A 21,664-nucleotide genomic window follows, 5' to 3' on the forward strand; every position below is an offset into this window, starting at 1 on the left:
GATGGAAACTATCGCTAAACATCGCCATGCTCGTTCTTCTGCTCAGAAGGTTCGCCTTGTTGCTGACCTGATTCGCGGTAAGAAAGTGTCGCAGGCTCTGGATATTCTGACCTACACCAATAAGAAAGCGGCTGTACTGGTCAAGAAAGTTCTGGAATCTGCCATTGCTAACGCTGAACACAACGATGGCGCTGACATTGACGATCTGAAAGTTACGAAAATTTTCGTAGACGAAGGCCCGAGCATGAAGCGCATTATGCCGCGTGCAAAAGGTCGTGCAGATCGCATCCTGAAGCGCACCAGCCACATCACTGTGGTTGTGTCCGATCGCTGAGACTCTGGAGACTAGCAATGGGTCAGAAAGTACATCCTAATGGTATTCGCCTGGGTATTGTAAAACCATGGAACTCTACCTGGTTTGCGAACACCAAAGAATTCGCTGACAACCTGGACAGCGATTTTAAAGTACGTCAGTACCTGACAAAGGAACTGGCTAAAGCGTCTGTATCTCGTATCGTTATCGAGCGTCCGGCTAAGAGCATCCGTGTGACCATTCACACCGCTCGTCCGGGTATCGTTATCGGTAAAAAAGGTGAAGACGTAGAGAAACTGCGTAAGGTCGTAGCGGATATCGCTGGCGTTCCTGCACAGATCAATATCGCCGAAGTTCGTAAACCTGAACTGGACGCTAAACTGGTTGCTGACAGCATCACTTCTCAGCTGGAACGTCGCGTTATGTTCCGTCGTGCGATGAAGCGTGCTGTACAGAACGCTATGCGTCTGGGCGCTAAAGGTATCAAAGTTGAAGTTAGCGGCCGTCTGGGCGGCGCGGAAATCGCACGTACCGAATGGTACCGCGAAGGTCGCGTACCGCTGCACACTCTGCGTGCTGACATCGACTACAACACCTCTGAAGCGCACACCACTTACGGTGTAATCGGCGTTAAAGTGTGGATCTTCAAAGGCGAGATCCTGGGTGGTATGGCTGCTGTTGAACAACCGGAAAAACCGGCTGCTCAACCGAAAAAGCAGCAGCGTAAAGGCCGTAAATAAGGAGCGTCGCTGATGTTACAACCAAAGCGTACAAAATTCCGTAAAATGCACAAAGGCCGCAACCGTGGTCTGGCTGCTGGCGCGGATGTTAGCTTCGGCAGCTTCGGCCTGAAAGCTGTTGGCCGTGGTCGTCTGACTGCCCGTCAGATCGAAGCAGCACGTCGTGCTATGACCCGTGCAGTTAAGCGTCAAGGTAAGATCTGGATCCGTGTATTCCCGGACAAACCGATCACTGAAAAGCCGCTGGCAGTGCGTATGGGTAAAGGTAAAGGTAACGTGGAGTATTGGGTTGCCTTGATTCAGCCGGGTAAAGTCCTGTATGAAATGGACGGCGTACCGGAAGAGCTGGCCCGTGAAGCATTCAAGCTGGCAGCAGCGAAACTGCCGATTAAAACCACCTTTGTAACTAAGACGGTGATGTAATGAAAGCAAAAGAGCTGCGTGAGAAGAGCGTTGAAGAGCTGAACACCGAGCTACTGAACCTGCTGCGTGAGCAGTTCAACCTGCGTATGCAGGCTGCAAGTGGCCAGCTGCAACAGTCTCACCTGTTGAAGCAAGTGCGTCGTGATGTCGCACGCGTTAAGACTTTACTGACTGAGAAGGCGGGTGCGTAATGACCGATAAAATCCGTACTCTGCAAGGTCGCGTGGTTAGCGACAAAATGGAGAAATCCATTGTTGTTGCTATCGAACGTTTTGTGAAACACCCGATCTACGGTAAATTCATCAAGCGTACGACCAAAATGCACGTACATGACGAGAACAACGAATGTGGTATCGGCGACGTGGTTGAAATCCGCGAATGCCGTCCGCTGTCCAAGACTAAATCCTGGACTCTGGTTCGCGTTGTAGAGAAAGCGGTTCTGTAATACAGTACCGATACACTAAGTAATTCGAGTCGCAGAAAGGCGGCAAGAGAGCGAATCTCAGGAGCGTACATTAGTACGTGACTGGAGTGAGTGAACGCGGCCAACGCATCTGCAACTTGAAGTACGACGTGTATATTCTCGATACGAATAAACGGCTCACCGATGGGCCGTTTATTTTTTCTACCCATATCTGATTTGCGGTGTTATAATGCCGCGCCCTCGATATGGGGTTTTTTTAACGACCTGATTTTCGGGTCTCAGTAGTAGTTGACATTAGCGGAGCACTAAAATGATCCAAGAACAGACTATGCTGAACGTCGCCGACAACTCCGGTGCACGTCGCGTAATGTGTATCAAGGTTCTGGGTGGCTCGCACCGTCGCTACGCAGGCGTAGGCGACATCATTAAGATCACCATCAAAGAAGCGATTCCGCGTGGTAAGGTCAAAAAAGGTGATGTGCTGAAGGCGGTAGTGGTGCGCACCAAGAAGGGTGTTCGTCGCCCGGACGGTTCTGTCATTCGCTTCGATGGTAATGCATGCGTTATTTTAAACAATAACAGCGAGCAGCCTATCGGTACGCGTATTTTTGGGCCGGTAACTCGTGAACTTCGTAACGAGAAGTTCATGAAAATTATCTCTCTGGCACCAGAAGTACTCTAAGGAGCGAATCATGGCAGCGAAAATCCGTCGTGATGACGAAGTTATCGTGTTAACCGGTAAAGATAAAGGTAAGCGCGGTAAAGTTAAGAATGTCCTGTCTTCCGGCAAGGTCATTGTTGAAGGTATCAACCTGGTTAAGAAACACCAGAAGCCGGTTCCGGCTCTGAACCAACCAGGCGGCATCGTTGAAAAAGAAGCTGCAATTCAGGTTTCTAACGTTGCAATCTTCAATGCGGCAACCGGCAAGGCTGACCGTGTAGGCTTTAGATTCGAAGACGGCAAAAAAGTCCGTTTCTTCAAGTCTAACAGCGAAACTATCAAGTAATTTGGAGTAGTACGATGGCGAAACTGCATGATTACTACAAAGACGAAGTAGTTAACAAACTCATGACTGAGTTTAACTACAATTCTGTCATGCAAGTCCCTCGGGTCGAGAAGATCACCCTGAACATGGGTGTTGGTGAAGCGATCGCTGACAAGAAACTGCTGGATAACGCAGCAGCAGACCTGACAGCAATCTCCGGTCAAAAGCCGTTGATCACCAAAGCACGCAAATCTGTTGCAGGCTTCAAAATCCGTCAGGGCTATCCGATCGGCTGTAAAGTAACTCTGCGTGGCGAACGCATGTGGGAGTTCTTTGAGCGCCTGATCACTATTGCTGTTCCTCGTATCCGTGACTTCCGTGGCTTGTCCGCTAAGTCATTCGACGGTCGTGGTAACTACAGCATGGGTGTCCGTGAGCAGATCATCTTCCCAGAAATCGACTACGATAAAGTCGACCGCGTTCGTGGTTTGGATATTACCATTACCACTACTGCGAAATCTGACGAAGAAGGCCGTGCTCTGCTGGCTGCCTTTGACTTCCCGTTCCGCAAGTAAGGTAGGGTTACTAAATGGCTAAGCAATCAATGAAAGCACGCGAAGTAAAACGCGTAGCTTTAGCTGATAAATACTTCGCGAAACGCGCTGAACTGAAAGCGATCATCTCTGATGTGAACGCAACCGACGAAGATCGTTGGAATGCGGTTCTTAAGCTGCAGACTCTGCCGCGTGATTCCAGCCCGTCACGTCAGCGTAACCGCTGCCGTCAAACTGGTCGTCCGCACGCTTTCCTGCGGAAGTTCGGGTTGAGCCGTATTAAGGTCCGTGAAGCCGCTATGCGCGGTGAAATTCCGGGTCTGAAAAAGGCTAGCTGGTAATTGTCACCAATTGAATCACGGGAGTAAAGACAGATGAGCATGCAAGATCCGATCGCGGATATGCTGACCCGTATCCGTAACGGTCAGGCCGCGAACAAAGCTGCGGTCACCATGCCTTCCTCCAAGCTGAAAGTGGCAATTGCCAACGTGCTGAAGGAAGAAGGTTTTATTGAAGATTTTAAAGTTGAAGGCGACACCAAGCCGGAACTGGAACTGACACTTAAGTATTTCCAGGGTAAAGCTGTTGTAGAAAGCATTCAGCGTGTCAGCCGCCCAGGCCTGCGCATCTACAAACGTAAAGATGAGCTGCCGAAAGTTATGGCCGGTCTGGGTATCGCGGTTGTTTCTACCTCTAAAGGTGTTATGACTGATCGTGCAGCGCGCCAGGCTGGTCTTGGTGGCGAAATTATCTGCTACGTAGCCTAATCGGAGGAAAAAATGTCTCGTGTTGCTAAAGCACCGGTCGTTGTTCCTGCCGGCGTTGATGTCAAAATCAACGGTCAGGTTATTACGATCAAAGGTAAAAACGGCGAGCTGACTCGTACTCTCAACGATGCTGTTGAAGTTAAACATGCAGATAATGCACTGACCTTCGGTCCGCGTGATGGTTACGCAGACGGTTGGGCACAGGCTGGTACCGCGCGTGCCCTGCTGAACTCAATGGTTATCGGTGTTACCGAAGGCTTCACTAAGAAGCTGCAGCTGGTTGGTGTAGGTTATCGTGCAGCGGTTAAAGGGAATGTAGTAAACCTGTCTTTAGGTTTCTCTCACCCGGTTGATCATCAGCTGCCGGCAGGTATTACTGCTGAATGTCCGACTCAAACTGAAATCGTGCTGAAAGGCGCTGATAAGCAGATGATCGGCCAGGTTGCAGCAGATCTGCGCGCCTACCGTCGTCCTGAGCCTTATAAAGGCAAGGGTGTTCGTTACGCCGACGAAGTCGTGCGTACCAAAGAGGCTAAGAAGAAGTAAGGTAACACTATGGATAAGAAATCTGCTCGTATCCGTCGTGCGACCCGCGCACGCCGCAAGCTCAAAGAGCTGGGCGCAACTCGCCTGGTGGTACATCGTACCCCGCGTCATATTTACGCACAGGTAATTGCACCGAACGGTTCTGAAGTTCTGGTAGCTGCTTCTACTGTAGAAAAAGCTATCGCTGAACAACTGAAGTACACCGGTAACAAAGACGCGGCTGCAGCTGTGGGTAAAGCTGTCGCTGAACGCGCTCTGGAAAAAGGCATCAAAGATGTGTCCTTTGACCGTTCCGGGTTCCAATATCATGGTCGTGTCCAGGCACTGGCAGATGCTGCCCGTGAAGCTGGCCTTCAGTTCTAAGGTAGAGGTGTAAGATGGCTCACATCGAAAAACAAGCTGGCGAACTGCAGGAAAAGCTGATCGCGGTAAACCGCGTATCTAAAACCGTTAAAGGTGGTCGTATTTTCTCCTTCACAGCTCTGACTGTAGTGGGTGATGGTAACGGTCGCGTTGGTTTTGGTTACGGTAAAGCGCGTGAAGTTCCAGCAGCGATCCAGAAAGCGATGGAAAAAGCCCGTCGCAATATGATTAACGTCGCGCTGAACAACGGCACCCTGCAACACCCGGTTAAAGGTGTTCACACGGGGTCTCGTGTATTCATGCAGCCAGCTTCCGAAGGTACCGGTATCATCGCCGGTGGTGCAATGCGCGCCGTTCTGGAAGTTGCTGGGGTTCATAACGTTCTGGCTAAAGCATACGGTTCCACTAACCCGATCAACGTGGTTCGTGCAACTATTGATGGCCTGGAAAATATGAATTCTCCAGAAATGGTCGCTGCCAAGCGTGGTAAATCCGTTGAAGAAATTCTGGGGAAATAAACCATGGCAAAGACTATTAAAATTACTCAAACCCGCAGTGCAATCGGTCGTCTGCCGAAACACAAGGCAACGCTGCTTGGCCTGGGTCTGCGTCGTATTGGCCACACCGTAGAGCGTGAGGATACTCCTGCTGTTCGTGGTATGGTCAACGCGGTTTCCTTCATGGTTAAAGTTGAGGAGTAAGAGATGCGTTTAAATACTCTGTCTCCGGCCGAAGGCTCCAAAAAGGCGGGTAAACGCCTGGGTCGTGGTATCGGTTCTGGCCTCGGTAAAACCGGTGGTCGTGGTCACAAAGGTCAGAAGTCTCGTTCTGGCGGTGGCGTACGTCGCGGTTTCGAGGGTGGTCAGATGCCTCTGTACCGTCGTCTGCCGAAATTCGGCTTCACTTCTCGCAAAGCAGCGATTACAGCCGAAGTTCGTCTGTCTGACCTGGCGAAAGTAGAAGGCGGCGTTGTAGACCTGAACACGCTGAAAGCGGCAAACATTATCGGTATCCAGATCGAGTTCGCGAAAGTGATCCTGGCTGGCGAAGTCACTACTCCGGTAACTGTTCGTGGCCTGCGTGTTACTAAAGGCGCTCGTGCTGCTATCGAAGCTGCTGGCGGTAAAATCGAGGAATAAGTAGCAGATGGCTAAACAACCGGGATTAGATTTTCAAAGTGCCAAAGGTGGCTTAGGCGAGCTGAAACGCAGACTGCTGTTTGTTATCGGCGCGCTGATTGTGTTCCGTATTGGCTCTTTTATTCCGATCCCTGGTATTGATGCCGCTGTACTTGCCAAACTGCTTGAGCAACAGCGAGGCACCATCATTGAAATGTTTAACATGTTCTCTGGTGGTGCTCTCAGCCGTGCTTCTATCTTTGCTCTGGGGATCATGCCGTATATTTCGGCATCGATCATTATCCAGCTACTGACGGTGGTTCACCCAACGTTAGCGGAAATTAAGAAAGAAGGGGAGTCTGGTCGTCGTAAGATCAGCCAGTACACCCGCTACGGTACTCTGGTGCTGGCGATATTCCAGTCGATCGGTATTGCTACCGGTCTACCGAATATGCCTGGTATGCAGGGCCTGGTGATGAATCCAGGCGCTGCATTCTATTTCACCGCTGTTGTAAGTCTGGTTACAGGAACTATGTTCCTGATGTGGCTCGGCGAACAGATTACTGAACGTGGTATCGGTAACGGTATCTCAATCATCATCTTCGCTGGTATCGTTGCGGGACTCCCGCCAGCCATTGCCCATACTATCGAGCAAGCGCGTCAAGGCGACCTGCACTTCCTCGTGTTGCTGTTGGTTGCAGTATTAGTATTTGCAGTGACGTTCTTTGTAGTCTTCGTTGAACGTGGTCAACGCCGCATTGTGGTAAACTACGCCAAACGTCAGCAAGGTCGTCGTGTCTATGCTGCACAGAGCACACATTTACCGCTGAAAGTGAATATGGCGGGGGTAATCCCGGCAATCTTCGCTTCCAGTATTATTCTGTTCCCAGCGACCATCGCGTCATGGTTCGGGGGCGGTACTGGTTGGAACTGGCTGACAACAATTTCGCTGTATTTGCAGCCTGGGCAACCGCTTTATGTGTTACTCTATGCGTCTGCAATCATCTTCTTCTGTTTCTTCTACACGGCGTTGGTTTTCAACCCGCGTGAAACAGCAGATAACCTGAAGAAGTCCGGTGCATTTGTACCAGGAATTCGTCCGGGAGAGCAAACGGCGAAGTATATCGATAAAGTAATGACCCGCCTGACCCTGGTTGGTGCACTGTACATTACCTTTATCTGCCTGATCCCGGAGTTCATGCGTGATGCAATGAAAGTGCCGTTCTACTTCGGTGGGACCTCACTGCTTATCGTTGTTGTCGTGATTATGGACTTTATGGCTCAAGTGCAAACTCTGATGATGTCCAGTCAGTATGAGTCTGCATTGAAGAAGGCGAACCTGAAAGGCTACGGCCGTTAATTGGTCGCCTGAGAAGTTACGGAGAGTAAAAATGAAAGTTCGTGCTTCCGTCAAGAAATTATGCCGTAACTGCAAAATCGTTAAGCGTGATGGCGTCATCCGTGTGATTTGCAGTGCCGAGCCGAAGCATAAACAGCGCCAAGGCTGATTTTTTCGCATATTTTTCTTGCAAAGTTGGGTTGAGCTGGCTAGATTAGCCAGCCAATCTTTTGTATGTCTGTACGTTTCCATTTGAGTATCCTGAAAACGGGCTTTTCAGCATGGTACGTACATATTAAATAGTAGGAGTGCATAGTGGCCCGTATAGCAGGCATTAACATTCCTGATCAGAAACACGCCGTGATCGCATTAACTTCGATCTACGGTGTCGGCAAGACCCGTTCTAAAGCCATCCTGGCTGCAGCGGGTATCGCTGAAAATGTTAAGATCAGTGAGCTGTCTGAAGAACAAATCGACACGCTGCGTGACGAAGTTGCCAAATTTGTCGTTGAAGGTGATCTGCGCCGTGAAATCAGCATGAGCATCAAGCGCCTGATGGATCTTGGTTGCTATCGCGGTTTGCGTCATCGTCGTGGTCTCCCGGTTCGCGGTCAGCGTACCAAGACCAACGCTCGTACCCGTAAGGGTCCGCGCAAACCGATCAAGAAATAATCGGGGTGATTGAATAATGGCAAAGGCACCAGTTCGCGCACGTAAACGTGTAAGAAAACAAGTCTCTGACGGCGTGGCTCATATCCATGCTTCTTTCAACAACACCATCGTGACTATTACCGATCGTCAGGGTAATGCGCTGGGTTGGGCAACAGCCGGTGGTTCCGGTTTCCGTGGTTCTCGCAAATCCACTCCGTTTGCAGCTCAGGTTGCAGCAGAGCGTTGCGCTGACGCCGTGAAAGAATACGGCATCAAGAATCTGGAAGTTATGGTTAAAGGTCCGGGTCCAGGCCGCGAATCTACGATTCGTGCACTGAACGCCGCTGGTTTCCGCATCACTAATATTACTGATGTGACTCCGATCCCTCATAACGGTTGTCGTCCGCCGAAAAAACGTCGCGTATAACGCTTCGTTTTCCAGGTTAGTTGGAGAAAGAAAATGGCAAGATATTTGGGTCCTAAGCTCAAGCTGAGCCGTCGTGAGGGCACCGACTTATTCCTTAAGTCTGGCGTTCGCGCGATCGATACCAAGTGTAAAATTGAACAAGCTCCTGGCCAGCACGGTGCGCGTAAGCCGCGTCTGTCTGACTATGGTGTGCAGTTGCGTGAAAAGCAAAAAGTTCGCCGCATTTACGGTGTGCTGGAGCGTCAGTTCCGTAACTACTACAAAGAAGCAGCACGTCTGAAAGGCAACACCGGTGAAAACCTGTTGGCTCTGCTGGAAGGTCGTCTGGACAACGTTGTATACCGTATGGGCTTCGGTGCCACTCGTGCAGAAGCACGTCAGCTGGTTAGCCATAAAGCAATTATGGTAAACGGTCGTGTTGTTAACATCGCTTCTTATCAGGTTAGTCCGAATGACGTTGTTAGCATTCGTGAGAAAGCGAAGAAGCAGTCTCGCGTGAAAGCCGCTCTGGAGCTGGCTGAGCAGCGTGAAAAGCCAACCTGGCTGGAAGTTGATGCTGGCAAGATGGAAGGTACGTACAAGCGTAAGCCTGAGCGTTCTGATCTGTCTGCGGACATTAACGAACACCTGATCGTCGAGCTTTACTCCAAGTAAAGCTTAGTACCAAAGAGAGGACACAATGCAGGGTTCTGTGACAGAGTTTCTAAAACCGCGCCTGGTAGATATCGAGCAAGTGAGTTCGACGCACGCCAAGGTGACCCTTGAGCCTTTAGAGCGTGGCTTCGGCCATACTCTGGGTAACGCACTGCGCCGTATTCTGCTCTCATCGATGCCGGGTTGCGCGGTGACCGAGGTTGAGATTGATGGTGTACTACATGAGTACAGCACCAAAGAAGGCGTTCAGGAAGACATCCTGGAAATCCTGCTCAACCTGAAAGGGCTGGCGGTGAGAGTTCAGGGTAAAGATGAAGTTATTCTTACCTTGAATAAATCTGGCATTGGCCCTGTGACTGCAGCCGATATCACCCATGATGGGGATGTCGAAATCGTCAAGCCGCAGCACGTGATCTGCCACCTGACCGATGAAAACGCGTCTATTAGTATGCGTATCAAAGTTCAGCGCGGTCGTGGTTATGTGCCGGCTTCTACCCGAATTCATTCGGAAGAAGATGAGCGCCCAATCGGCCGTCTGCTGGTCGACGCCTGCTACAGCCCTGTAGAGCGTATTGCCTACAATGTTGAAGCAGCGCGTGTAGAACAGCGTACCGACCTGGACAAGCTGGTCATCGAAATGGAAACCAACGGCACAATCGATCCTGAAGAGGCGATTCGTCGTGCGGCAACCATCCTGGCTGAACAACTGGAAGCTTTCGTTGATTTACGTGATGTACGTCAGCCGGAAGTGAAAGAAGAGAAACCAGAATTCGATCCGATCCTGCTGCGCCCTGTTGACGATCTGGAATTGACTGTCCGCTCTGCTAACTGCCTCAAGGCAGAAGCTATCCACTATATCGGTGATCTGGTACAGCGTACCGAGGTTGAGCTTCTTAAGACGCCTAACCTGGGTAAAAAATCTCTTACCGAGATTAAAGACGTGCTGGCTTCCCGTGGACTGTCTCTGGGTATGCGCCTGGAAAACTGGCCACCGGCAAGCATCGCTGACGAGTAACCGGATCACAGGTTAAGGTTTTACTGAGAAGGATAAGGTCATGCGCCATCGTAAGAGTGGTCGTCAACTGAACCGCAACAGCAGCCATCGCCAGGCTATGTTCCGCAATATGGCAGGTTCACTGGTTCGTCATGAAATCATCAAGACGACCCTGCCTAAAGCGAAAGAGCTGCGTCGCGTAGTTGAGCCGCTGATTACTCTTGCCAAGACTGATAGCGTTGCTAATCGTCGTCTGGCATTCGCCCGTACTCGTGATAACGAGATCGTGGCAAAACTGTTTAACGAGCTGGGCCCGCGTTTCGCGAGCCGCGCCGGTGGTTACACTCGCATTCTGAAGTGTGGCTTCCGTGCAGGCGACAATGCGCCGATGGCATACATCGAGCTGGTTGATCGCTCTGAATCGAAAGCAGAAGCTGCTGCAGAGTAATCTGTAGTAACGTAAAAAAACCCGCTTCGGCGGGTTTTTTTATACCCGCCCGATCCCCACATATCTACAATACTTGTATTCTTTTTGTTCAACCCATGGAGTGTCGTATGTGGTTACTTGACCAGTGGGCAGAGCGTCATATTATCGAGGCACAGCGTAAAGGCGAGTTTGATAATCTGCCTGGCCGCGGCGAACCGCTTATTCTGGATGATGATTCTCATGTGCCGGCGGAACTTCGTGCGGGTTATCGCTTACTCAAGAATGCGGGCTGTCTTCCTCCTGAACTGGAGCAGCGCAGAGATGCTATTCAGTTACTTGATATCCTCAACAGTATCCGGGAAGATGACCCTCGATACCATCAGGTAAGTCGCCAGCTCTCACTGCTTGAACTAAAACTTCGGCAGGCTGGGTTGAGTACCGACTTTTTACATGGTGAGTATGCAGAAAAACTGTTGCATAAAATCAACGATAATTAACGGAGCTTGTATGTATCGCATTGGTGAGCTGGCAAAGCTGGCAGAAGTAACGCCTGATACCATTCGCTACTATGAAAAACAGCAGATGATGGATCATGAGGTACGTACTGAAGGCGGGTTTCGTCTATATACGGAAAACGATCTTCAGCGTCTCAAGTTTATTCGTCATGCGCGGCAGTTGGGTTTCACGCTTGAGTCGATCCGCGAACTTTTATCGATCCGAATTGATCCTGAGCATCATACCTGCCAGGAGTCAAAAAGCATTGTGCAAGATCGATTGCAGGAGGTTGAAGCCAGGATTGCGGAGCTGGAAACGATGCGGCGTTCGTTACAAAGGCTTAATGATGCTTGTTGCGGAACGGCGCATAGTAGCGTCTATTGTTCCATTCTGGAAGCCCTGGAGCAGGGGGCCAGTGGAGTGAAATCAGGATGTTGATTTATTGAACCGGCGGGACTACACTCGCGCCGTTAATTTATACAAACGGGAGATATTATGAGTCGCTATCAACATAAGAAAGGGCAGATAAAGGATAACGCCATCGAGGCATTGTTACACGATCCCCTTTTCAGGCAACGCGTTGAAAAAAATAAGAAAGGTAAGGGAAGCTATTTGCGTAAAGGTAAACACGGTAATCGAGGGAACTGGGAGGCCAGTGGCAAGAAAGTCAGTGACTTTTTTACCACTGGCCTTCTGCTTATTAAGAACGGTTACTTTGTTCTTTCAGCAGATCGCGGATTTCGCCCAATAACACTTCCTCTTTAGAAGGCGCTGGCGGGGCTGTCGGCTCTTCTGCTTTTTTACGGTTGAGTCTGTTGATAAGCTTAATGGCAACAAAAATAGCAAACGCCACAATCACAAAATCAAATACGTTCTGGATAAACACGCCGTAATGCATGACGACCGCCGGGATATCTCCCTGCGCTTCGCGTAGCGTAAAAGCAAATTGTTTAAAGTCGATCCCGCCAATTAATAACCCCAACGGCGGCATAATGATATCGGCAACCAGTGAAGAAACAATCTTCCCGAATGCCGCGCCAATAATGACACCCACTGCCAAATCCACAACATTCCCGCGCATCGCGAATTCGCGAAATTCTTTAATAAAACTCATTTTTATTCTCCCTATGCAGCTGACGTTATAAGTTTAACAAATGCTAAGGCATTTTCCATTTACGGCTTCTGTTTAGCGAAATAAATTAAACCTTGATAAATAAAGGGAATTAAAAAGGGCGCTGAATGAGCGCCCCTTAAATTAGAGGAAGAAAGGGCTTGGCTGGAACAGACGCTCGACGTCGGTAATAAACTTTTTATCGGTCAGAAACATAATGACGTGATCGCCTTGCTCAATACGGAGGTTGTCATTGGCAATCATGACATCATTGCCGCGAACGACCGCGCCGATAATTGTTCCCGGCGGTAATTTAATTTCGTCAATGACGCGGCCCACCACGCGAGATGTGCTTTCATCACCATGCGCCACGGCCTCGATGGCTTCCGCGACGCCGCGGCGTAATGAGGAAACGCCGACGATATCCGCTTTACGCACATGGCTCAGTAATGCAGAGATGGTGGCCTGCTGCGGAGAAATCGCAATATCTATAACGCTACCCTGCACAAGGTCGACATAAGCTCGACGCTGAATTAGCACCATGACTTTTTTGGCACCCATACGCTTAGCCAACATCGCGGACATGATATTGGCTTCGTCATCGTTAGTGACCGCGATGAAGAGATCGACCTGATCAATATGCTCTTCCGCCAGCAATTCCTGATCGGAAGCGTCGCCAAAAAAGACGATCGTGTTTTGCAGCTTCTCAGCCAGTTCTGCGGCGCGCTGTTGATCGCGTTCGATCAATTTAACGCTATAGTCTTTTTCCAGACGTCTTGCCAGGCCGGCGCCGATATTGCCGCCGCCAACCAGCATGATGCGTTTGTAGGGTTTTTCCAGACGCTGTAATTCGCTCATTACTGCACGGATATGCTGTGAAGCCGCAATAAAGAAGACTTCATCCCCTGCTTCCACGATAGTCGAGCCCTGAGGGCGGATTGGTCTGTCATGGCGGAAAATTGCGGCAACGCGGGTATCGATATGCGGCATATGTTCTCGCATCGTCGAGAGCGCGTTACCTATTAGTGGACCGCCATAGTAGGCTTTTACTACTGCCAGACTGACTTTCCCTTCGGCAAAGTTTACAACCTGTAATGCGCCTGGATACTCGATCAGGCGATAAATATTATCGATAACCAACTGCTCCGGCGCGATCAGATGATCAATCGGAACCGCTTCAGAGTGAAAGAGTTTATCCGCATCGCGAACATAGTCCGGGGAGCGAATGCGGGCGATACGGTTTGGGGTGTTGAAGAGTGAATAGGCTACCTGACAGGCAACCATATTGGTTTCATCTGAACTGGTGACAGCGACCAGCATATCCGCATCGTCAGCGCCCGCTTCGCGCAGTACGCGGGGATGCGATCCATGCCCCTGAACCACACGTAGATCGAACTTATCTTGCAAACTGCGTAACCGTTCGCCGTTGGTATCAACCACCGTGATGTCGTTGTTTTCGCCGACCAGGTTTTCCGCCAGTGTTCCGCCAACTTGCCCTGCGCCCAGTATGATAATTTTCATCAGTTGTGGCCCGTTATCTCATCACTTTTTGATTAGCTTAGCGTAAAAGAACCCGTCACCTTCTTCGGCGCCCGGTAGATTTTGTTGTCCCGGCTGGTCTGGCGTTCCCGTTTCGCTAAGCGCGGCATCGGGAGTGCGTTGCAAAAAGGTTTTGATCTGATTGCTGTTTTCTTCCGGCAGTACGGAGCAGGTGGCGTAAACCAGCGTCCCACCGGGCTTCAGGTGCGGCCAGACGGCATCAAGAATTTCCGCCTGTAATTGCGCCAGTTCCGCGATATCACGATCGCGACGCAGCCATTTGATATCTGGATGACGGCGAATGACGCCGGTTGCGGAACAGGGCGCATCCAGCAGAATACGATCGAACTGCTTCTCGCCGCACCACTGTGACGGATAGCGTCCATCACCCTGCTTAACCGTTGCTTTCATTCCCAGACGCTTCAGGTTGTCATAGACGCGGGAAAGACGCTGCTCATCAATATCGACAGCCATCACCTCGGCTTCGGGAGCGGCTTCAAGAATATGGGTGGTTTTCCCGCCGGGAGCCGCGCACAAGTCTAAAATGTGCTCACCGTTTTGTGGCTGGAGGAAAGCGACGCAGCCCTGAGCGGAGGCGTCCTGAACCGTTACCCAGCCTTCATCGAATCCAGGAAGAGCATGAACCGGCGTGGGGGTTTCCAGACGTATAGCATCGGGATAAGCCGGGTGGGTGAAACCTTTCATACCAGCTTCTTCTAACAACGCCAGCCAGGCGTCACGGGAATGGTGTGTACGGTTTACGCGTAACCACATCGGCGGGCGCTGATTATTGGCCTCGGCAATAGATTCCCACTGGGTCGGATACGCATTTTTCAGGCGCTTCAGTAACCATGCAGGATGTAAAAAGCGCGATTCATTGCTGGCAAATTCAGCCAGTAATGGCTCCTGTTGGCGCTGGAACTGGCGCAGGACGCCATTAATCAGCCCCTTAAGCTGAGGACGTTTAATAGCAACCGCGCCTTCAACGGTTTCAGCCAGCGCCGCATGGGGAGGAACGCGGGTGTACAGCAACTGATAAAAGCCGACCATAATTAAGTAATGCACAGTACGCTGCTTGCCGGTCATTGGACGAGACATCAGCTTATTAATCAGCCATTCCAACTGCGAAAGGGTGCGCAGGACGCCAAAGCACAGCTCCTGAAGTAGCGCTTTGTCTTTATCGGCGACTTTTTGTTGCAGCGGCGGGAGCACATTACTTAATGATTGTCCCTGCTCGACGACCTGTTCAACGGCCTGTGCCGCCAGACTACGTAAATTGTTTTGTTTTTTCATATGTATAAAATAAAAATGCCCGGTAACACCGGGCTTATAAAGACGTGACCGTCAGGCAAGGCGGTTACCAGGAATAAACCATTCCCGGCGTGAATTTAACAGATCCTGGGCGCTCATCGCTTTTTTGCCGGCAGGCTGAAGCGAAAGCAAATTTAATATCCCCTTGCCTGTGGCAACCTGGATGCCCTGTTTCGTCGCTGCCAGAATGGTTCCTGGCAGTGACTGCGTGGCGTCCTCAATGACGGAGGCCTGCCAGACTTTTACCGGCTGGCCGTCGATTTCCAGCCAGCTCATTGGCCACGGATTAAAGGCGCGAATGCAACGCTCCAGTTGTGCTGCGGAGAGAGACCAGTCAATACGCGCTTCTTCTTTACTGAGCTTTTCCGCATGAGTGACCAGCGCTTCATTCTGCGCTTCAGGCGTCGCTGTGCCGTCCGCCAGTTGTTTTAGTGTGGTAATTAATCCCTGCGGGCCAAGTTTAGCCAACTTATTATACAGTGAGCCACTGGTATCTTCTGCGGTAATCGGGCACGCAAGTTTATACAGCATGTCGCCGGTATCCAGCCCTACATCCATCTGCATAATTGTGACGCCGGTTTCCGCATCGCCTGCCCAGAGTGAGCGCTGAATAGGCGCCGCGCCGCGCCAGCGTGGAAGCAGCGAACCGTGAACGTTGATACATCCGAGACGGGGCATATCCAGCACTGCCTTTGGGAGAATCAGACCATATGCTACGACAACCATGACGTCGGCATGTAAGTCAGCAACCAGATGTTGGTTTTCCTGAGGACGAAGCGACACGGGCTGGAAAACGGGCAGGTCTTTTTCTTCCGCCAGCACTTTTACCGGGCTGGGCATCAACTTTTTGCCGCGACCTGCTGGACGATCGGGTTGGGTAAATACGCCGACAACGTTATGTCCAGAAGTTAACAGCGCGTCGAGATGACGCGCTGCAAAGTCAGGTGTACCCGCAAAAATAATACGTAGTGAATCTGACACGTTGGTTCTTGTCCTTTAAGCCCGGGCGTTCAGGCGGTCGAGTTTTTCTACTTTCTGACGAATACGTTGTTGCTTCAGCGGCGACAAATAATCGATAAACAGTTTACCGACCAGGTGATCCATCTCATGCTGAATGCAGATCGCCAACAAACCATCCGCTTCAAGCTCAAACGGGTTGCCGTCGCGATCCAGCGCGCGGATTCTCACTTTCTCGGCGCGCGGCACTAAAGCGCGCTGCTCCGGAATCGACAGGCAGCCTTCTTCGATACCCGTTTCGCCGCTTTTCTCCAGCAATTCCGGATTAATGAGTACCAGGCGCTCATCGCGGTTTTCCGAAACGTCAATCACGATGATCCGCTGGTGGATATCGACCTGCGTTGCTGCCAGACCAATACCTTCTTCCGCGTACATCGTCTCGAACATATCATCGACGATACGCTGAATTTCTGCATTCACTTCTTCAACCGGCTTTGCGACTTTGCGAAGGCGCTCGTCCGGAATATGTAACACTTGCAAAACTGACATAATTATCCAGAGTTGTGTTCAGGAGTTGAAAAGATTATTACCTCTATTCTAGACAAATCCCCACCTGATTGACAGCATCAGTGACCAATCGCAAAGATTGCTCAGACTGCTTGTGGCAGGGGAGGGAAAGGATGACCCGTACCGAAATTTGGTTACGTTTAATGTACGTCGGCGACCTCTATGGCGAGGCGATGTTGAACATGGCGAATTCGCTTATTCGCCAGCCTCAGATAAATAGCGCGCGCCTGCAGGAGGCTGGTCTTAGCGCACGGCAAGCTGAACGTTTTTTACAGCTTCCAGCCGGTGTGCTTGAGGAGACGTTACGCTGGCTTGAACTACCGCAGCACCATTTTCTGTGTGCGGATAGTGAGGTTTATCCTCCCCAACTGCGTGCTATTGACGATTATCCCGGCGCTATTTTTATTGACGGCGATCCCGCCTGCCTTCATACCTGCCAACTTGCCGTCGTAGGGAGCCGGGACCACTCCTGGTATGGAGAACGCTGGGGACGTCTGCTCTGCGAAAGCCTTGCGAAAAGCGGTTTGACGATCACCAGCGGCCTTGCCCGGGGAATTGATGGCGTTGCACACAACGCCGCGGTGAGTATTGGCGGAAAAAGTGTAGCGGTGTTAGGGAATGGCTTAGCAAAGATTTATCCGCGCCGACATGCCATGCTGGCCGAAAGCCTGGTTGCCGCTGGCGGCGCAGTGGTCTCGGAATTTCCGCTTTCAACGCCTCCGCTACCGCAAAATTTTCCTCGCAGAAACCGCATCATCAGCGGGCTGAGTAAAGGCGTACTGGTGGTTGAGGCGGCGTTGCGCAGCGGTTCGTTGGTGACGGCACGCTGCGCGCTTGAACAAGGACGGGACGTTTTTGCATTGCCTGGCCCCATCGGTAGCCCGGGAAGCGAAGGCACGCACTGGTTAATTAAACAGGGGGCTATGCTTGTGACGACGCCGGAGGATATTCTGGAAAATTTGCAATACGGCTTACACTGGTTGCCAACTACGGCGGAAAATTCACTTTATTCACTAAATCAGGATGAGGTGGCATTGCCATTTCCTGAGCTCCTGGCTAACGTAGGAGATGAGGTAACACCTGTTGACGTCGTCGCTGAACGTGCCGGCCAACCTGTGCCAGCGGTAGTGGCTCAGCTACTCGAACTGGAGTTAGCAGGATGGATCGCAGCTGTACCCGGCGGCTATGTCCGATTAAGGAGGGCAAGCCATGTTCGACGTACTAATGTATTTGTTTGAAACATACATCCATAACGAAGCCGAGCTGCGCGTGGATCAGGACAGACTGGAGCGTGATCTCACCGACGCTGGGTTTGATCGCGAAGACATCTACAATGCGCTGCTGTGGCTGGAAAAACTCGCTGACTATCAGGATGGCCTCGCGGAACCCATGCAACTTGCTTCCGACCCTCTTTCAATGCGTATTTATACGGTTGAAGAGTGTGAAAGGCTTGATGCCAGTTGCCGGGGATTCCTGTTATTCCTTGAGCAGATTCAGGTGCTAAACCTCGAAACACGAGAAATGGTGATTGAGCGTGTGCTGGCGCTGGATACCGCAGAGTTCGACCTGGAAGACCTGAAATGGGTTATTTTGATGGTGTTATTCAATATTCCGGGCTGTGAAAATGCCTATCAGCAAATGGAAGAATTACTCTTTGAGGTAAATGAAGGTATGCTGCATTAATAGGTGTTAATGCTGCATGGGTGAATATGGCTAAATCAGCACTGTTTTCTGTGCGTAAAAATGAGCCCTGCCCGCAGTGCGGGGCTGAACTGGTAATTCGTTCCGGGAAACATGGTCCGTTTCTCGGCTGTTCTCGCTATCCGGAATGTGAGTATATTCGTCCGCTGAAGTCGTCTGCTGACGGGCATATTGTCAAAGTTCTGGAGGGTAAGTTTTGCTCCGATTGCGGTGCTTCGTTGGTGTTGCGGCAGGGACGTTTTGGTATGTTTATCGGATGTAGTGAGTATCCGGCCTGTGATCATACCGAGCTCATTGATAAACCTGATGAAACTGCGATCGTTTGTCCGCAATGTCAAAAAGGCCATCTGGTTCAGCGTCGCTCTCGTTATGGCAAAACCTTTCATTCCTGCGATCGTTATCCGGAGTGCCAGTTTGCTATTAACTTCACACCGGTTGCGGGGGAGTGCCCCGAGTGCCATTATCCGCTACTCATCGAAAAGAAAACCGCGCAGGGCGTGAAGCGCTTTTGCGCCAGTAAACAATGTGGAAAGCCGGTTCCGGTGGAACAAACAAGTGAATAATAACCTGCCAACAGGGTCTATCGCCGCGGCGGTAGATCTCCTGAATAAAGAAAATGTCATCGCTTATCCAACAGAAGCCGTTTTCGGCGTCGGCTGCGATCCCGATAGTGAAACAGCCGTTACGCGCCTGCTGGAGTTAAAACAACGGCCCGTCGATAAGGGGCTCATTTTGATTGCCGCCAGCTTTGAGCAGTTAAAACCTTATATTGATGACAGCATACTTACCGCCGCACAGCGTAAAGCGGTATTTGATTGCTGGCCCGGGCCGGTAACGTTTGTTTTTCCTGCGCCCGCGACAACGCCGCGGTGGCTCACGGGACGTTTTGATTCCCTGGCCGTTCGTGTTACCGACCACCCGCTGGTGGTAGCGCTATGCGATGCATATGGCAAACCGCTGGTTTCCACCAGCGCCAATCTGAGCGGATTACCGCCATGCCGTACAGTTGAAGAGGTGCGTGCGCAATTTGGCGATGATTTTCCAATGGTTGAAGGCGCAACGGGCGGACGTTTAAATCCTTCGGAAATTCGCGATGCCCTGACGGGCGAACTGTTTCGACAAGGGTAATATGATAGAAACCTATGCTGTTTTTGGAAATCCGATTGCGCACAGCAAATCGCCATTTATTCATCAGCAATTTGCTCAGCAGCTAAATATTGTTCACCCCTATGGTCGCGTGCTGGCTCCCATTAATGATTTCATTAATACGCTTAATGCTTTTTTTGCTGCAGGCGGGAAAGGCGCGAACGTCACGGTACCTTTTAAAGAGGAGGCGTTTGCGCGATCGGATGAGTTAACGGAACGAGCATCGCTGGCGGGAGCGGTCAATACATTAAAACGGCTGGAGGATGGTCGTTTGCTTGGCGACAATACCGACGGTATCGGTTTATTAAGCGATCTCGAACGCTTAAATTTTATCCGGCCAGGGTTGCGTATTTTGCTGATTGGCGCGGGTGGTGCATCTCGGGGCGTGCTGTTACCTCTGCTTTCTCTGGATTGCGCGGTCACTATCACTAACCGTACAGCTTCACGTGCCGAAGCGTTGGCGCAAATCTTTGCTCATACCGGCAGCGTTCATGCCACGGATATGGATAAGCTGGATGGCTGTGAGTTTGACCTGATTATTAATGCAACTTCCAGCGGCATACAGGGCGAAATCCCGGCGATTCCGGCGTCACTTATTCACCCTTCCCTCTGTTGCTATGACATGTTCTATCAAAAAGGGAATACGCCATTTCTTTCCTGGTGTGTACAACAGGGAGCAAAACAATATGCAGATGGGCTGGGAATGCTGGTGGGGCAGGCAGCACATGCTATTTTACTTTGGCACGGTGTATTACCGGAGGTCGAGCCAGTGATTAAGTTGCTACAGCAGGAATTATCAGCGTGAACCAGGCAATACAATTCCCTGACCGCGAAGAATGGGATACTGCCGCCAGCGCTATCATCTTTCCCGCCCTGGTCAATGGGATGCAACTCATGTGTGCAATAAAAGAAGATGTGCTGGCGTATCGTTTTGGTGGAGAAACGCCGGAGCAGTGGCTGGCAATTTTTCGTGAGTATCGCTGGGACCTGGAAGAAGAGGCTGAAGCATTAATCCTGGCCCAGCAGGAAGACGATCACGGTTGGATTTGGTTATCCTGAGAGAGATATTCGTCTTTCCATTTTACATAGTTATTGGCGGAGTATTGCAGGCCCGATCTCTCAGCATCGCTCAGGGGGCGGATCTGTTTTACCGGACTGCCAAGATATAAATATCCGCTTTCCAGCCGTTTGTGCTGCGGCACCAGGCTTCCCGCGCCAATCATTACGTCATCTTCTATTATCGCGCCATCCAGCACAATGGAGCCCATACCTACCAGCACGCGATTACCGAGGGTACAGCCGTGCAGCATAACTTTATGGCCAACGGTAACATCTTCGCCAACGATTAAGGGGTTGCCTTGTGGGTTGGATGCAGACTTGTGGGTTACGTGAAGGACGCTGCCATCCTGAATGTTTGTACGAGCTCCTATCGCAACGTAATTCACATCGCCGCGAATCACCACAAGCGGCCAGATCCCGACATCATCCGCCAGACGGACATCGCCAATAACTACGCTGCTGGTATCGATCATCACGCGCTGACCGATTTCAGGAAAAAGATCCTTATAAGGACGTAATGTGTCAGACATGTTTACCTCATCATAACTGAATAGTCATGAAGACTTTGGTTGCTTTAACGGCGTTGTGCAAGAGGAGATAGCATCAAAAAATCGCCAGTTTGCGCAGGAATGGAGCGAAAGGGATGAAAAATCAACAAACAGAAAAAAAGATCCAAAAAACGCTTGTGCAAAAAAATGTGATCCCTATAATGCGCCTCCATCGACACGGCGGATGTGAATCACTTCACACAAACAGCCGGTCGGTTGAAGAGAAAAATCCTGACATTCAGGGTTGACTCTGAAAGAGGAAAGCGTAATATACGCCACCTCGCGACGGTGAGCTGAAAGCCGCGTCGCACCTGCTCTTTAACAATTTATCAGACAATCTGTGTGGGCACTCGAAGATACGGATTCTTAACGTCCCCGGACGAAAAATGAATACCAAGTCTCTGAGTGAACACGTAATTCATTACGAAGTTTAATTCACGAGCATCAAACTTAAATTGAAGAGTTTGATCATGGCTCAGATTGAACGCTGGCGGCAGGCCTAAC

General features: G+C 50.7%; 37 protein-coding genes and 1 pseudogene. 32 read left to right on the plus strand and 6 right to left on the minus strand.

Translation table 11 applies throughout. The features are described from left to right. Nucleotide 1: 1 nt before the first annotated feature. From rplV to F4V72_RS09070, 25 genes and pseudogenes are all read left to right on the plus strand, one after another. The gene (gene rplV / locus F4V72_RS08950; protein WP_000447529.1) at nt 2–334 is read left to right on the plus strand and encodes a 50S ribosomal protein L22; all 333 of its coding nucleotides are present in this window, start codon (nt 2–4) and stop codon (nt 332–334) included. 17 nt (nt 335–351) lie between these two features. Continuing rightward, nucleotides 352–1,053, plus strand: coding sequence for a 30S ribosomal protein S3 (rpsC, locus tag F4V72_RS08955; protein WP_000529945.1), 702 nt, complete (start codon nt 352–354; stop codon nt 1,051–1,053). A 12-nt stretch (nt 1,054–1,065) separates the two neighbouring features. Further along, the gene (gene rplP / locus F4V72_RS08960; protein WP_000941208.1) at nt 1,066–1,476 is read left to right on the plus strand and encodes a 50S ribosomal protein L16; all 411 of its coding nucleotides are present in this window, start codon (nt 1,066–1,068) and stop codon (nt 1,474–1,476) included. Then, nucleotides 1,476–1,667 (plus strand): 50S ribosomal protein L29, encoded by a 192-nt coding sequence (rpmC, locus tag F4V72_RS08965; protein WP_000644742.1) that lies wholly within the window; start codon nt 1,476–1,478, stop codon nt 1,665–1,667. Before rplP ends, rpmC begins: the two co-directional genes overlap by 1 nt. Further along, nucleotides 1,667–1,921 (plus strand): 30S ribosomal protein S17, encoded by a 255-nt coding sequence (gene rpsQ, locus F4V72_RS08970; RefSeq protein ID WP_000130101.1) that lies wholly within the window; start codon nt 1,667–1,669, stop codon nt 1,919–1,921. The genes rpmC and rpsQ overlap by 1 nt, the downstream gene beginning before the upstream one ends. 289 nt (nt 1,922–2,210) lie before the next feature. Next, the gene (rplN, locus tag F4V72_RS08975) at nt 2,211–2,582 is read left to right on the plus strand and encodes a 50S ribosomal protein L14 (protein ID WP_000613954.1); all 372 of its coding nucleotides are present in this window, start codon (nt 2,211–2,213) and stop codon (nt 2,580–2,582) included. 10 nt (nt 2,583–2,592) lie between these two features. Continuing rightward, on the plus strand, nt 2,593–2,907 hold the full coding sequence (gene rplX, locus F4V72_RS08980) for a 50S ribosomal protein L24 (RefSeq protein ID WP_000729185.1): 315 nt from the start codon (nt 2,593–2,595) through the stop codon (nt 2,905–2,907). Between the two features lie 14 nt (nt 2,908–2,921). Further along, the gene (gene rplE, locus F4V72_RS08985) at nt 2,922–3,461 is read left to right on the plus strand and encodes a 50S ribosomal protein L5 (protein WP_001096206.1); all 540 of its coding nucleotides are present in this window, start codon (nt 2,922–2,924) and stop codon (nt 3,459–3,461) included. Between the two features lie 14 nt (nt 3,462–3,475). Beyond that, nucleotides 3,476–3,781, plus strand: coding sequence for a 30S ribosomal protein S14 (gene rpsN, locus F4V72_RS08990; protein WP_001118932.1), 306 nt, complete (start codon nt 3,476–3,478; stop codon nt 3,779–3,781). A 33-nt stretch (nt 3,782–3,814) separates the two neighbouring features. Continuing rightward, nucleotides 3,815–4,207, plus strand: a complete 393-nt coding sequence (gene rpsH / locus F4V72_RS08995) for a 30S ribosomal protein S8 (RefSeq protein ID WP_000062611.1) — start codon at nt 3,815–3,817, stop codon at nt 4,205–4,207. A 12-nt stretch (nt 4,208–4,219) separates the two neighbouring features. After that, a complete protein-coding gene (gene rplF, locus F4V72_RS09000; RefSeq protein ID WP_023246888.1) occupies nt 4,220–4,753 on the plus strand; it encodes a 50S ribosomal protein L6 in 534 nt (177 codons plus the stop codon). Between the two features lie 9 nt (nt 4,754–4,762). After that, on the plus strand, nt 4,763–5,116 hold the full coding sequence (rplR, locus tag F4V72_RS09005; RefSeq protein WP_000358956.1) for a 50S ribosomal protein L18: 354 nt from the start codon (nt 4,763–4,765) through the stop codon (nt 5,114–5,116). Nucleotides 5,117–5,130: 14 nt separating this feature from the next. Further along, nucleotides 5,131–5,634 (plus strand): 30S ribosomal protein S5, encoded by a 504-nt coding sequence (gene rpsE, locus F4V72_RS09010; RefSeq protein ID WP_000940121.1) that lies wholly within the window; start codon nt 5,131–5,133, stop codon nt 5,632–5,634. A 3-nt stretch (nt 5,635–5,637) separates the two neighbouring features. Continuing rightward, nucleotides 5,638–5,817, plus strand: a complete 180-nt coding sequence (gene rpmD / locus F4V72_RS09015) for a 50S ribosomal protein L30 (protein WP_001140434.1) — start codon at nt 5,638–5,640, stop codon at nt 5,815–5,817. Between the two features lie 3 nt (nt 5,818–5,820). Then, on the plus strand, nt 5,821–6,255 hold the full coding sequence (rplO, locus tag F4V72_RS09020; RefSeq protein WP_001238917.1) for a 50S ribosomal protein L15: 435 nt from the start codon (nt 5,821–5,823) through the stop codon (nt 6,253–6,255). Between the two features lie 7 nt (nt 6,256–6,262). Next, on the plus strand, nt 6,263–7,594 hold the full coding sequence (secY, locus tag F4V72_RS09025) for a preprotein translocase subunit SecY (RefSeq protein ID WP_023246887.1): 1,332 nt from the start codon (nt 6,263–6,265) through the stop codon (nt 7,592–7,594). A gap of 31 nt (nt 7,595–7,625) precedes the next feature. Next, nucleotides 7,626–7,742 (plus strand): 50S ribosomal protein L36, encoded by a 117-nt coding sequence (rpmJ, locus tag F4V72_RS09030; protein ID WP_000868187.1) that lies wholly within the window; start codon nt 7,626–7,628, stop codon nt 7,740–7,742. A 146-nt stretch (nt 7,743–7,888) separates the two neighbouring features. Then, nucleotides 7,889–8,245 carry a 30S ribosomal protein S13 gene (rpsM, locus tag F4V72_RS09035; RefSeq protein ID WP_000090780.1) on the plus strand — a complete coding sequence of 119 codons (357 nt, stop codon included), beginning with the start codon at nt 7,889–7,891 and terminating at the stop codon, nt 8,243–8,245. A gap of 16 nt (nt 8,246–8,261) precedes the next feature. Then, nucleotides 8,262–8,651 (plus strand): 30S ribosomal protein S11, encoded by a 390-nt coding sequence (rpsK, locus tag F4V72_RS09040; RefSeq protein ID WP_001029758.1) that lies wholly within the window; start codon nt 8,262–8,264, stop codon nt 8,649–8,651. Nucleotides 8,652–8,684: 33 nt separating this feature from the next. Further along, the gene (rpsD, locus tag F4V72_RS09045) at nt 8,685–9,305 is read left to right on the plus strand and encodes a 30S ribosomal protein S4 (protein ID WP_000135226.1); all 621 of its coding nucleotides are present in this window, start codon (nt 8,685–8,687) and stop codon (nt 9,303–9,305) included. A 25-nt stretch (nt 9,306–9,330) separates the two neighbouring features. Then, a complete protein-coding gene (locus F4V72_RS09050) occupies nt 9,331–10,320 on the plus strand; it encodes a DNA-directed RNA polymerase subunit alpha (RefSeq protein ID WP_001162094.1) in 990 nt (329 codons plus the stop codon). Between the two features lie 40 nt (nt 10,321–10,360). Then, nucleotides 10,361–10,747, plus strand: a complete 387-nt coding sequence (gene rplQ / locus F4V72_RS09055; RefSeq protein WP_001216372.1) for a 50S ribosomal protein L17 — start codon at nt 10,361–10,363, stop codon at nt 10,745–10,747. A gap of 107 nt (nt 10,748–10,854) precedes the next feature. Then, complete coding sequence (locus F4V72_RS09060) at nt 10,855–11,223, plus strand: DUF1992 domain-containing protein (protein WP_000266515.1); 369 nt, start codon at nt 10,855–10,857, stop codon at nt 11,221–11,223. A gap of 10 nt (nt 11,224–11,233) precedes the next feature. Beyond that, nucleotides 11,234–11,659 carry a Zn(2+)-responsive transcriptional regulator gene (zntR, locus tag F4V72_RS09065; RefSeq protein WP_023246885.1) on the plus strand — a complete coding sequence of 142 codons (426 nt, stop codon included), beginning with the start codon at nt 11,234–11,236 and terminating at the stop codon, nt 11,657–11,659. Between the two features lie 57 nt (nt 11,660–11,716). Further along, nucleotides 11,717–11,920: pseudogene (locus F4V72_RS09070) on the plus strand (alternative ribosome-rescue factor A); the annotation flags it as partial. A gap of 1 nt (nt 11,921) precedes the next feature. On the opposite strand, the gene mscL reads toward F4V72_RS09070, so the two are convergent. The 5 genes from mscL to def all read right to left on the minus strand — a co-directional run bounded on the left by mscL (nt 11,922) and on the right by def (nt 16,688). After that, complete coding sequence (gene mscL / locus F4V72_RS09075; RefSeq protein WP_053510233.1) at nt 11,922–12,335, minus strand: large-conductance mechanosensitive channel protein MscL; 414 nt, start codon at nt 12,333–12,335, stop codon at nt 11,922–11,924. 141 nt (nt 12,336–12,476) lie between these two features. Further along, on the minus strand, nt 12,477–13,853 hold the full coding sequence (gene trkA / locus F4V72_RS09080; protein WP_000691374.1) for a Trk system potassium transporter TrkA: 1,377 nt from the start codon (nt 13,851–13,853) through the stop codon (nt 12,477–12,479). A gap of 21 nt (nt 13,854–13,874) precedes the next feature. Then, the gene (gene rsmB, locus F4V72_RS09085) at nt 13,875–15,164 is read right to left on the minus strand and encodes a 16S rRNA (cytosine(967)-C(5))-methyltransferase RsmB (protein ID WP_023246883.1); all 1,290 of its coding nucleotides are present in this window, start codon (nt 15,162–15,164) and stop codon (nt 13,875–13,877) included. A gap of 51 nt (nt 15,165–15,215) precedes the next feature. Next, nucleotides 15,216–16,163: a methionyl-tRNA formyltransferase gene (fmt, locus tag F4V72_RS09090; RefSeq protein WP_023246882.1), complete on the minus strand. Its 948-nt coding sequence runs from the start codon at nt 16,161–16,163 to the stop codon at nt 15,216–15,218. A gap of 15 nt (nt 16,164–16,178) precedes the next feature. After that, the gene (def, locus tag F4V72_RS09095) at nt 16,179–16,688 is read right to left on the minus strand and encodes a peptide deformylase (RefSeq protein WP_063390860.1); all 510 of its coding nucleotides are present in this window, start codon (nt 16,686–16,688) and stop codon (nt 16,179–16,181) included. A gap of 131 nt (nt 16,689–16,819) precedes the next feature. Here def and dprA point away from each other — a divergent pair, with 131 nt between their 5' ends. Genes dprA through F4V72_RS09125 form a run of 6 tightly spaced genes read left to right on the plus strand, consistent with a single transcriptional unit; the run spans nt 16,820 to nt 20,612 of the window. Next, entirely contained in the window at nt 16,820–17,944 is a 1,125-nt protein-coding gene (gene dprA, locus F4V72_RS09100) for a DNA-protecting protein DprA (RefSeq protein WP_063390859.1), read from the plus strand. After that, nucleotides 17,916–18,389, plus strand: coding sequence for a DUF494 family protein Smg (gene smg, locus F4V72_RS09105; RefSeq protein WP_000460663.1), 474 nt, complete (start codon nt 17,916–17,918; stop codon nt 18,387–18,389). Before dprA ends, smg begins: the two co-directional genes overlap by 29 nt. A 26-nt stretch (nt 18,390–18,415) precedes the next feature. Beyond that, complete coding sequence (locus F4V72_RS09110) at nt 18,416–18,970, plus strand: DNA topoisomerase family protein (protein WP_136057973.1); 555 nt, start codon at nt 18,416–18,418, stop codon at nt 18,968–18,970. Beyond that, nucleotides 18,963–19,535 (plus strand): L-threonylcarbamoyladenylate synthase type 1 TsaC, encoded by a 573-nt coding sequence (gene tsaC / locus F4V72_RS09115; RefSeq protein WP_023246878.1) that lies wholly within the window; start codon nt 18,963–18,965, stop codon nt 19,533–19,535. The genes F4V72_RS09110 and tsaC overlap by 8 nt, the downstream gene beginning before the upstream one ends. Nucleotides 19,536–19,539: 4 nt before the next feature. Then, the gene (gene aroE / locus F4V72_RS09120) at nt 19,540–20,358 is read left to right on the plus strand and encodes a shikimate dehydrogenase (protein WP_024149567.1); all 819 of its coding nucleotides are present in this window, start codon (nt 19,540–19,542) and stop codon (nt 20,356–20,358) included. After that, entirely contained in the window at nt 20,355–20,612 is a 258-nt protein-coding gene (locus F4V72_RS09125; RefSeq protein ID WP_023246876.1) for a DUF1488 domain-containing protein, read from the plus strand. The genes aroE and F4V72_RS09125 overlap by 4 nt, the downstream gene beginning before the upstream one ends. Here the strand turns inward: F4V72_RS09125 and F4V72_RS09130 are convergent. Next, nucleotides 20,588–21,142 carry a gamma carbonic anhydrase family protein gene (locus F4V72_RS09130; RefSeq protein ID WP_023246875.1) on the minus strand — a complete coding sequence of 185 codons (555 nt, stop codon included), beginning with the start codon at nt 21,140–21,142 and terminating at the stop codon, nt 20,588–20,590. The genes F4V72_RS09125 and F4V72_RS09130 overlap by 25 nt on opposite strands. Before the next feature lie 113 nt (nt 21,143–21,255). Here F4V72_RS09130 and F4V72_RS24120 point away from each other — a divergent pair, with 113 nt between their 5' ends. After that, nucleotides 21,256–21,408, plus strand: a complete 153-nt coding sequence (locus tag F4V72_RS24120) for a hypothetical protein (RefSeq protein WP_164984560.1) — start codon at nt 21,256–21,258, stop codon at nt 21,406–21,408. The last annotated feature ends 256 nt before the right edge of the window (nt 21,409–21,664 follow it).

This window comes from Salmonella enterica subsp. diarizonae, assembly GCF_008692785.1.
GTDB classification, from domain to species: Bacteria; Pseudomonadota; Gammaproteobacteria; order Enterobacterales; family Enterobacteriaceae; genus Salmonella; species Salmonella diarizonae.

Coding starts and splice junctions, on each gene's coding strand:
- def (WP_063390860.1), bottom strand. CDS start 16,688: ATGTCAGTTTTGCAAGTGTTACATATTCCGGACGAGCGCCTTCGCAAA.
- F4V72_RS09110 (WP_136057973.1), top strand. CDS start 18,416: ATGGCTAAATCAGCACTGTTTTCTGTGCGTAAAAATGAGCCCTGCCCG.
- rplF (WP_023246888.1), top strand. CDS start 4,220: ATGTCTCGTGTTGCTAAAGCACCGGTCGTTGTTCCTGCCGGCGTTGAT.
- rpmD (WP_001140434.1), top strand. CDS start 5,638: ATGGCAAAGACTATTAAAATTACTCAAACCCGCAGTGCAATCGGTCGT.
- rplQ (WP_001216372.1), top strand. CDS start 10,361: ATGCGCCATCGTAAGAGTGGTCGTCAACTGAACCGCAACAGCAGCCAT.
- F4V72_RS09060 (WP_000266515.1), top strand. CDS start 10,855: ATGTGGTTACTTGACCAGTGGGCAGAGCGTCATATTATCGAGGCACAG.
- zntR (WP_023246885.1), top strand. CDS start 11,234: ATGTATCGCATTGGTGAGCTGGCAAAGCTGGCAGAAGTAACGCCTGAT.
- rpsD (WP_000135226.1), top strand. CDS start 8,685: ATGGCAAGATATTTGGGTCCTAAGCTCAAGCTGAGCCGTCGTGAGGGC.
- rplX (WP_000729185.1), top strand. CDS start 2,593: ATGGCAGCGAAAATCCGTCGTGATGACGAAGTTATCGTGTTAACCGGT.
- rplP (WP_000941208.1), top strand. CDS start 1,066: ATGTTACAACCAAAGCGTACAAAATTCCGTAAAATGCACAAAGGCCGC.
- rplR (WP_000358956.1), top strand. CDS start 4,763: ATGGATAAGAAATCTGCTCGTATCCGTCGTGCGACCCGCGCACGCCGC.
- rpsC (WP_000529945.1), top strand. CDS start 352: ATGGGTCAGAAAGTACATCCTAATGGTATTCGCCTGGGTATTGTAAAA.
- rplV (WP_000447529.1), top strand. CDS start 2: ATGGAAACTATCGCTAAACATCGCCATGCTCGTTCTTCTGCTCAGAAG.
- rpmJ (WP_000868187.1), top strand. CDS start 7,626: ATGAAAGTTCGTGCTTCCGTCAAGAAATTATGCCGTAACTGCAAAATC.
- rpsE (WP_000940121.1), top strand. CDS start 5,131: ATGGCTCACATCGAAAAACAAGCTGGCGAACTGCAGGAAAAGCTGATC.
- dprA (WP_063390859.1), top strand. CDS start 16,820: ATGACCCGTACCGAAATTTGGTTACGTTTAATGTACGTCGGCGACCTC.
- trkA (WP_000691374.1), bottom strand. CDS start 13,853: ATGAAAATTATCATACTGGGCGCAGGGCAAGTTGGCGGAACACTGGCG.
- F4V72_RS09130 (WP_023246875.1), bottom strand. CDS start 21,142: ATGTCTGACACATTACGTCCTTATAAGGATCTTTTTCCTGAAATCGGT.
- rpsK (WP_001029758.1), top strand. CDS start 8,262: ATGGCAAAGGCACCAGTTCGCGCACGTAAACGTGTAAGAAAACAAGTC.
- smg (WP_000460663.1), top strand. CDS start 17,916: ATGTTCGACGTACTAATGTATTTGTTTGAAACATACATCCATAACGAA.
- F4V72_RS24120 (WP_164984560.1), top strand. CDS start 21,256: ATGAAAAATCAACAAACAGAAAAAAAGATCCAAAAAACGCTTGTGCAA.
- rplO (WP_001238917.1), top strand. CDS start 5,821: ATGCGTTTAAATACTCTGTCTCCGGCCGAAGGCTCCAAAAAGGCGGGT.
- rplN (WP_000613954.1), top strand. CDS start 2,211: ATGATCCAAGAACAGACTATGCTGAACGTCGCCGACAACTCCGGTGCA.
- rpmC (WP_000644742.1), top strand. CDS start 1,476: ATGAAAGCAAAAGAGCTGCGTGAGAAGAGCGTTGAAGAGCTGAACACC.
- rsmB (WP_023246883.1), bottom strand. CDS start 15,164: ATGAAAAAACAAAACAATTTACGTAGTCTGGCGGCACAGGCCGTTGAA.
- rplE (WP_001096206.1), top strand. CDS start 2,922: ATGGCGAAACTGCATGATTACTACAAAGACGAAGTAGTTAACAAACTC.
- mscL (WP_053510233.1), bottom strand. CDS start 12,335: ATGAGTTTTATTAAAGAATTTCGCGAATTCGCGATGCGCGGGAATGTT.
- secY (WP_023246887.1), top strand. CDS start 6,263: ATGGCTAAACAACCGGGATTAGATTTTCAAAGTGCCAAAGGTGGCTTA.
- F4V72_RS09050 (WP_001162094.1), top strand. CDS start 9,331: ATGCAGGGTTCTGTGACAGAGTTTCTAAAACCGCGCCTGGTAGATATC.
- rpsH (WP_000062611.1), top strand. CDS start 3,815: ATGAGCATGCAAGATCCGATCGCGGATATGCTGACCCGTATCCGTAAC.
- rpsQ (WP_000130101.1), top strand. CDS start 1,667: ATGACCGATAAAATCCGTACTCTGCAAGGTCGCGTGGTTAGCGACAAA.
- rpsN (WP_001118932.1), top strand. CDS start 3,476: ATGGCTAAGCAATCAATGAAAGCACGCGAAGTAAAACGCGTAGCTTTA.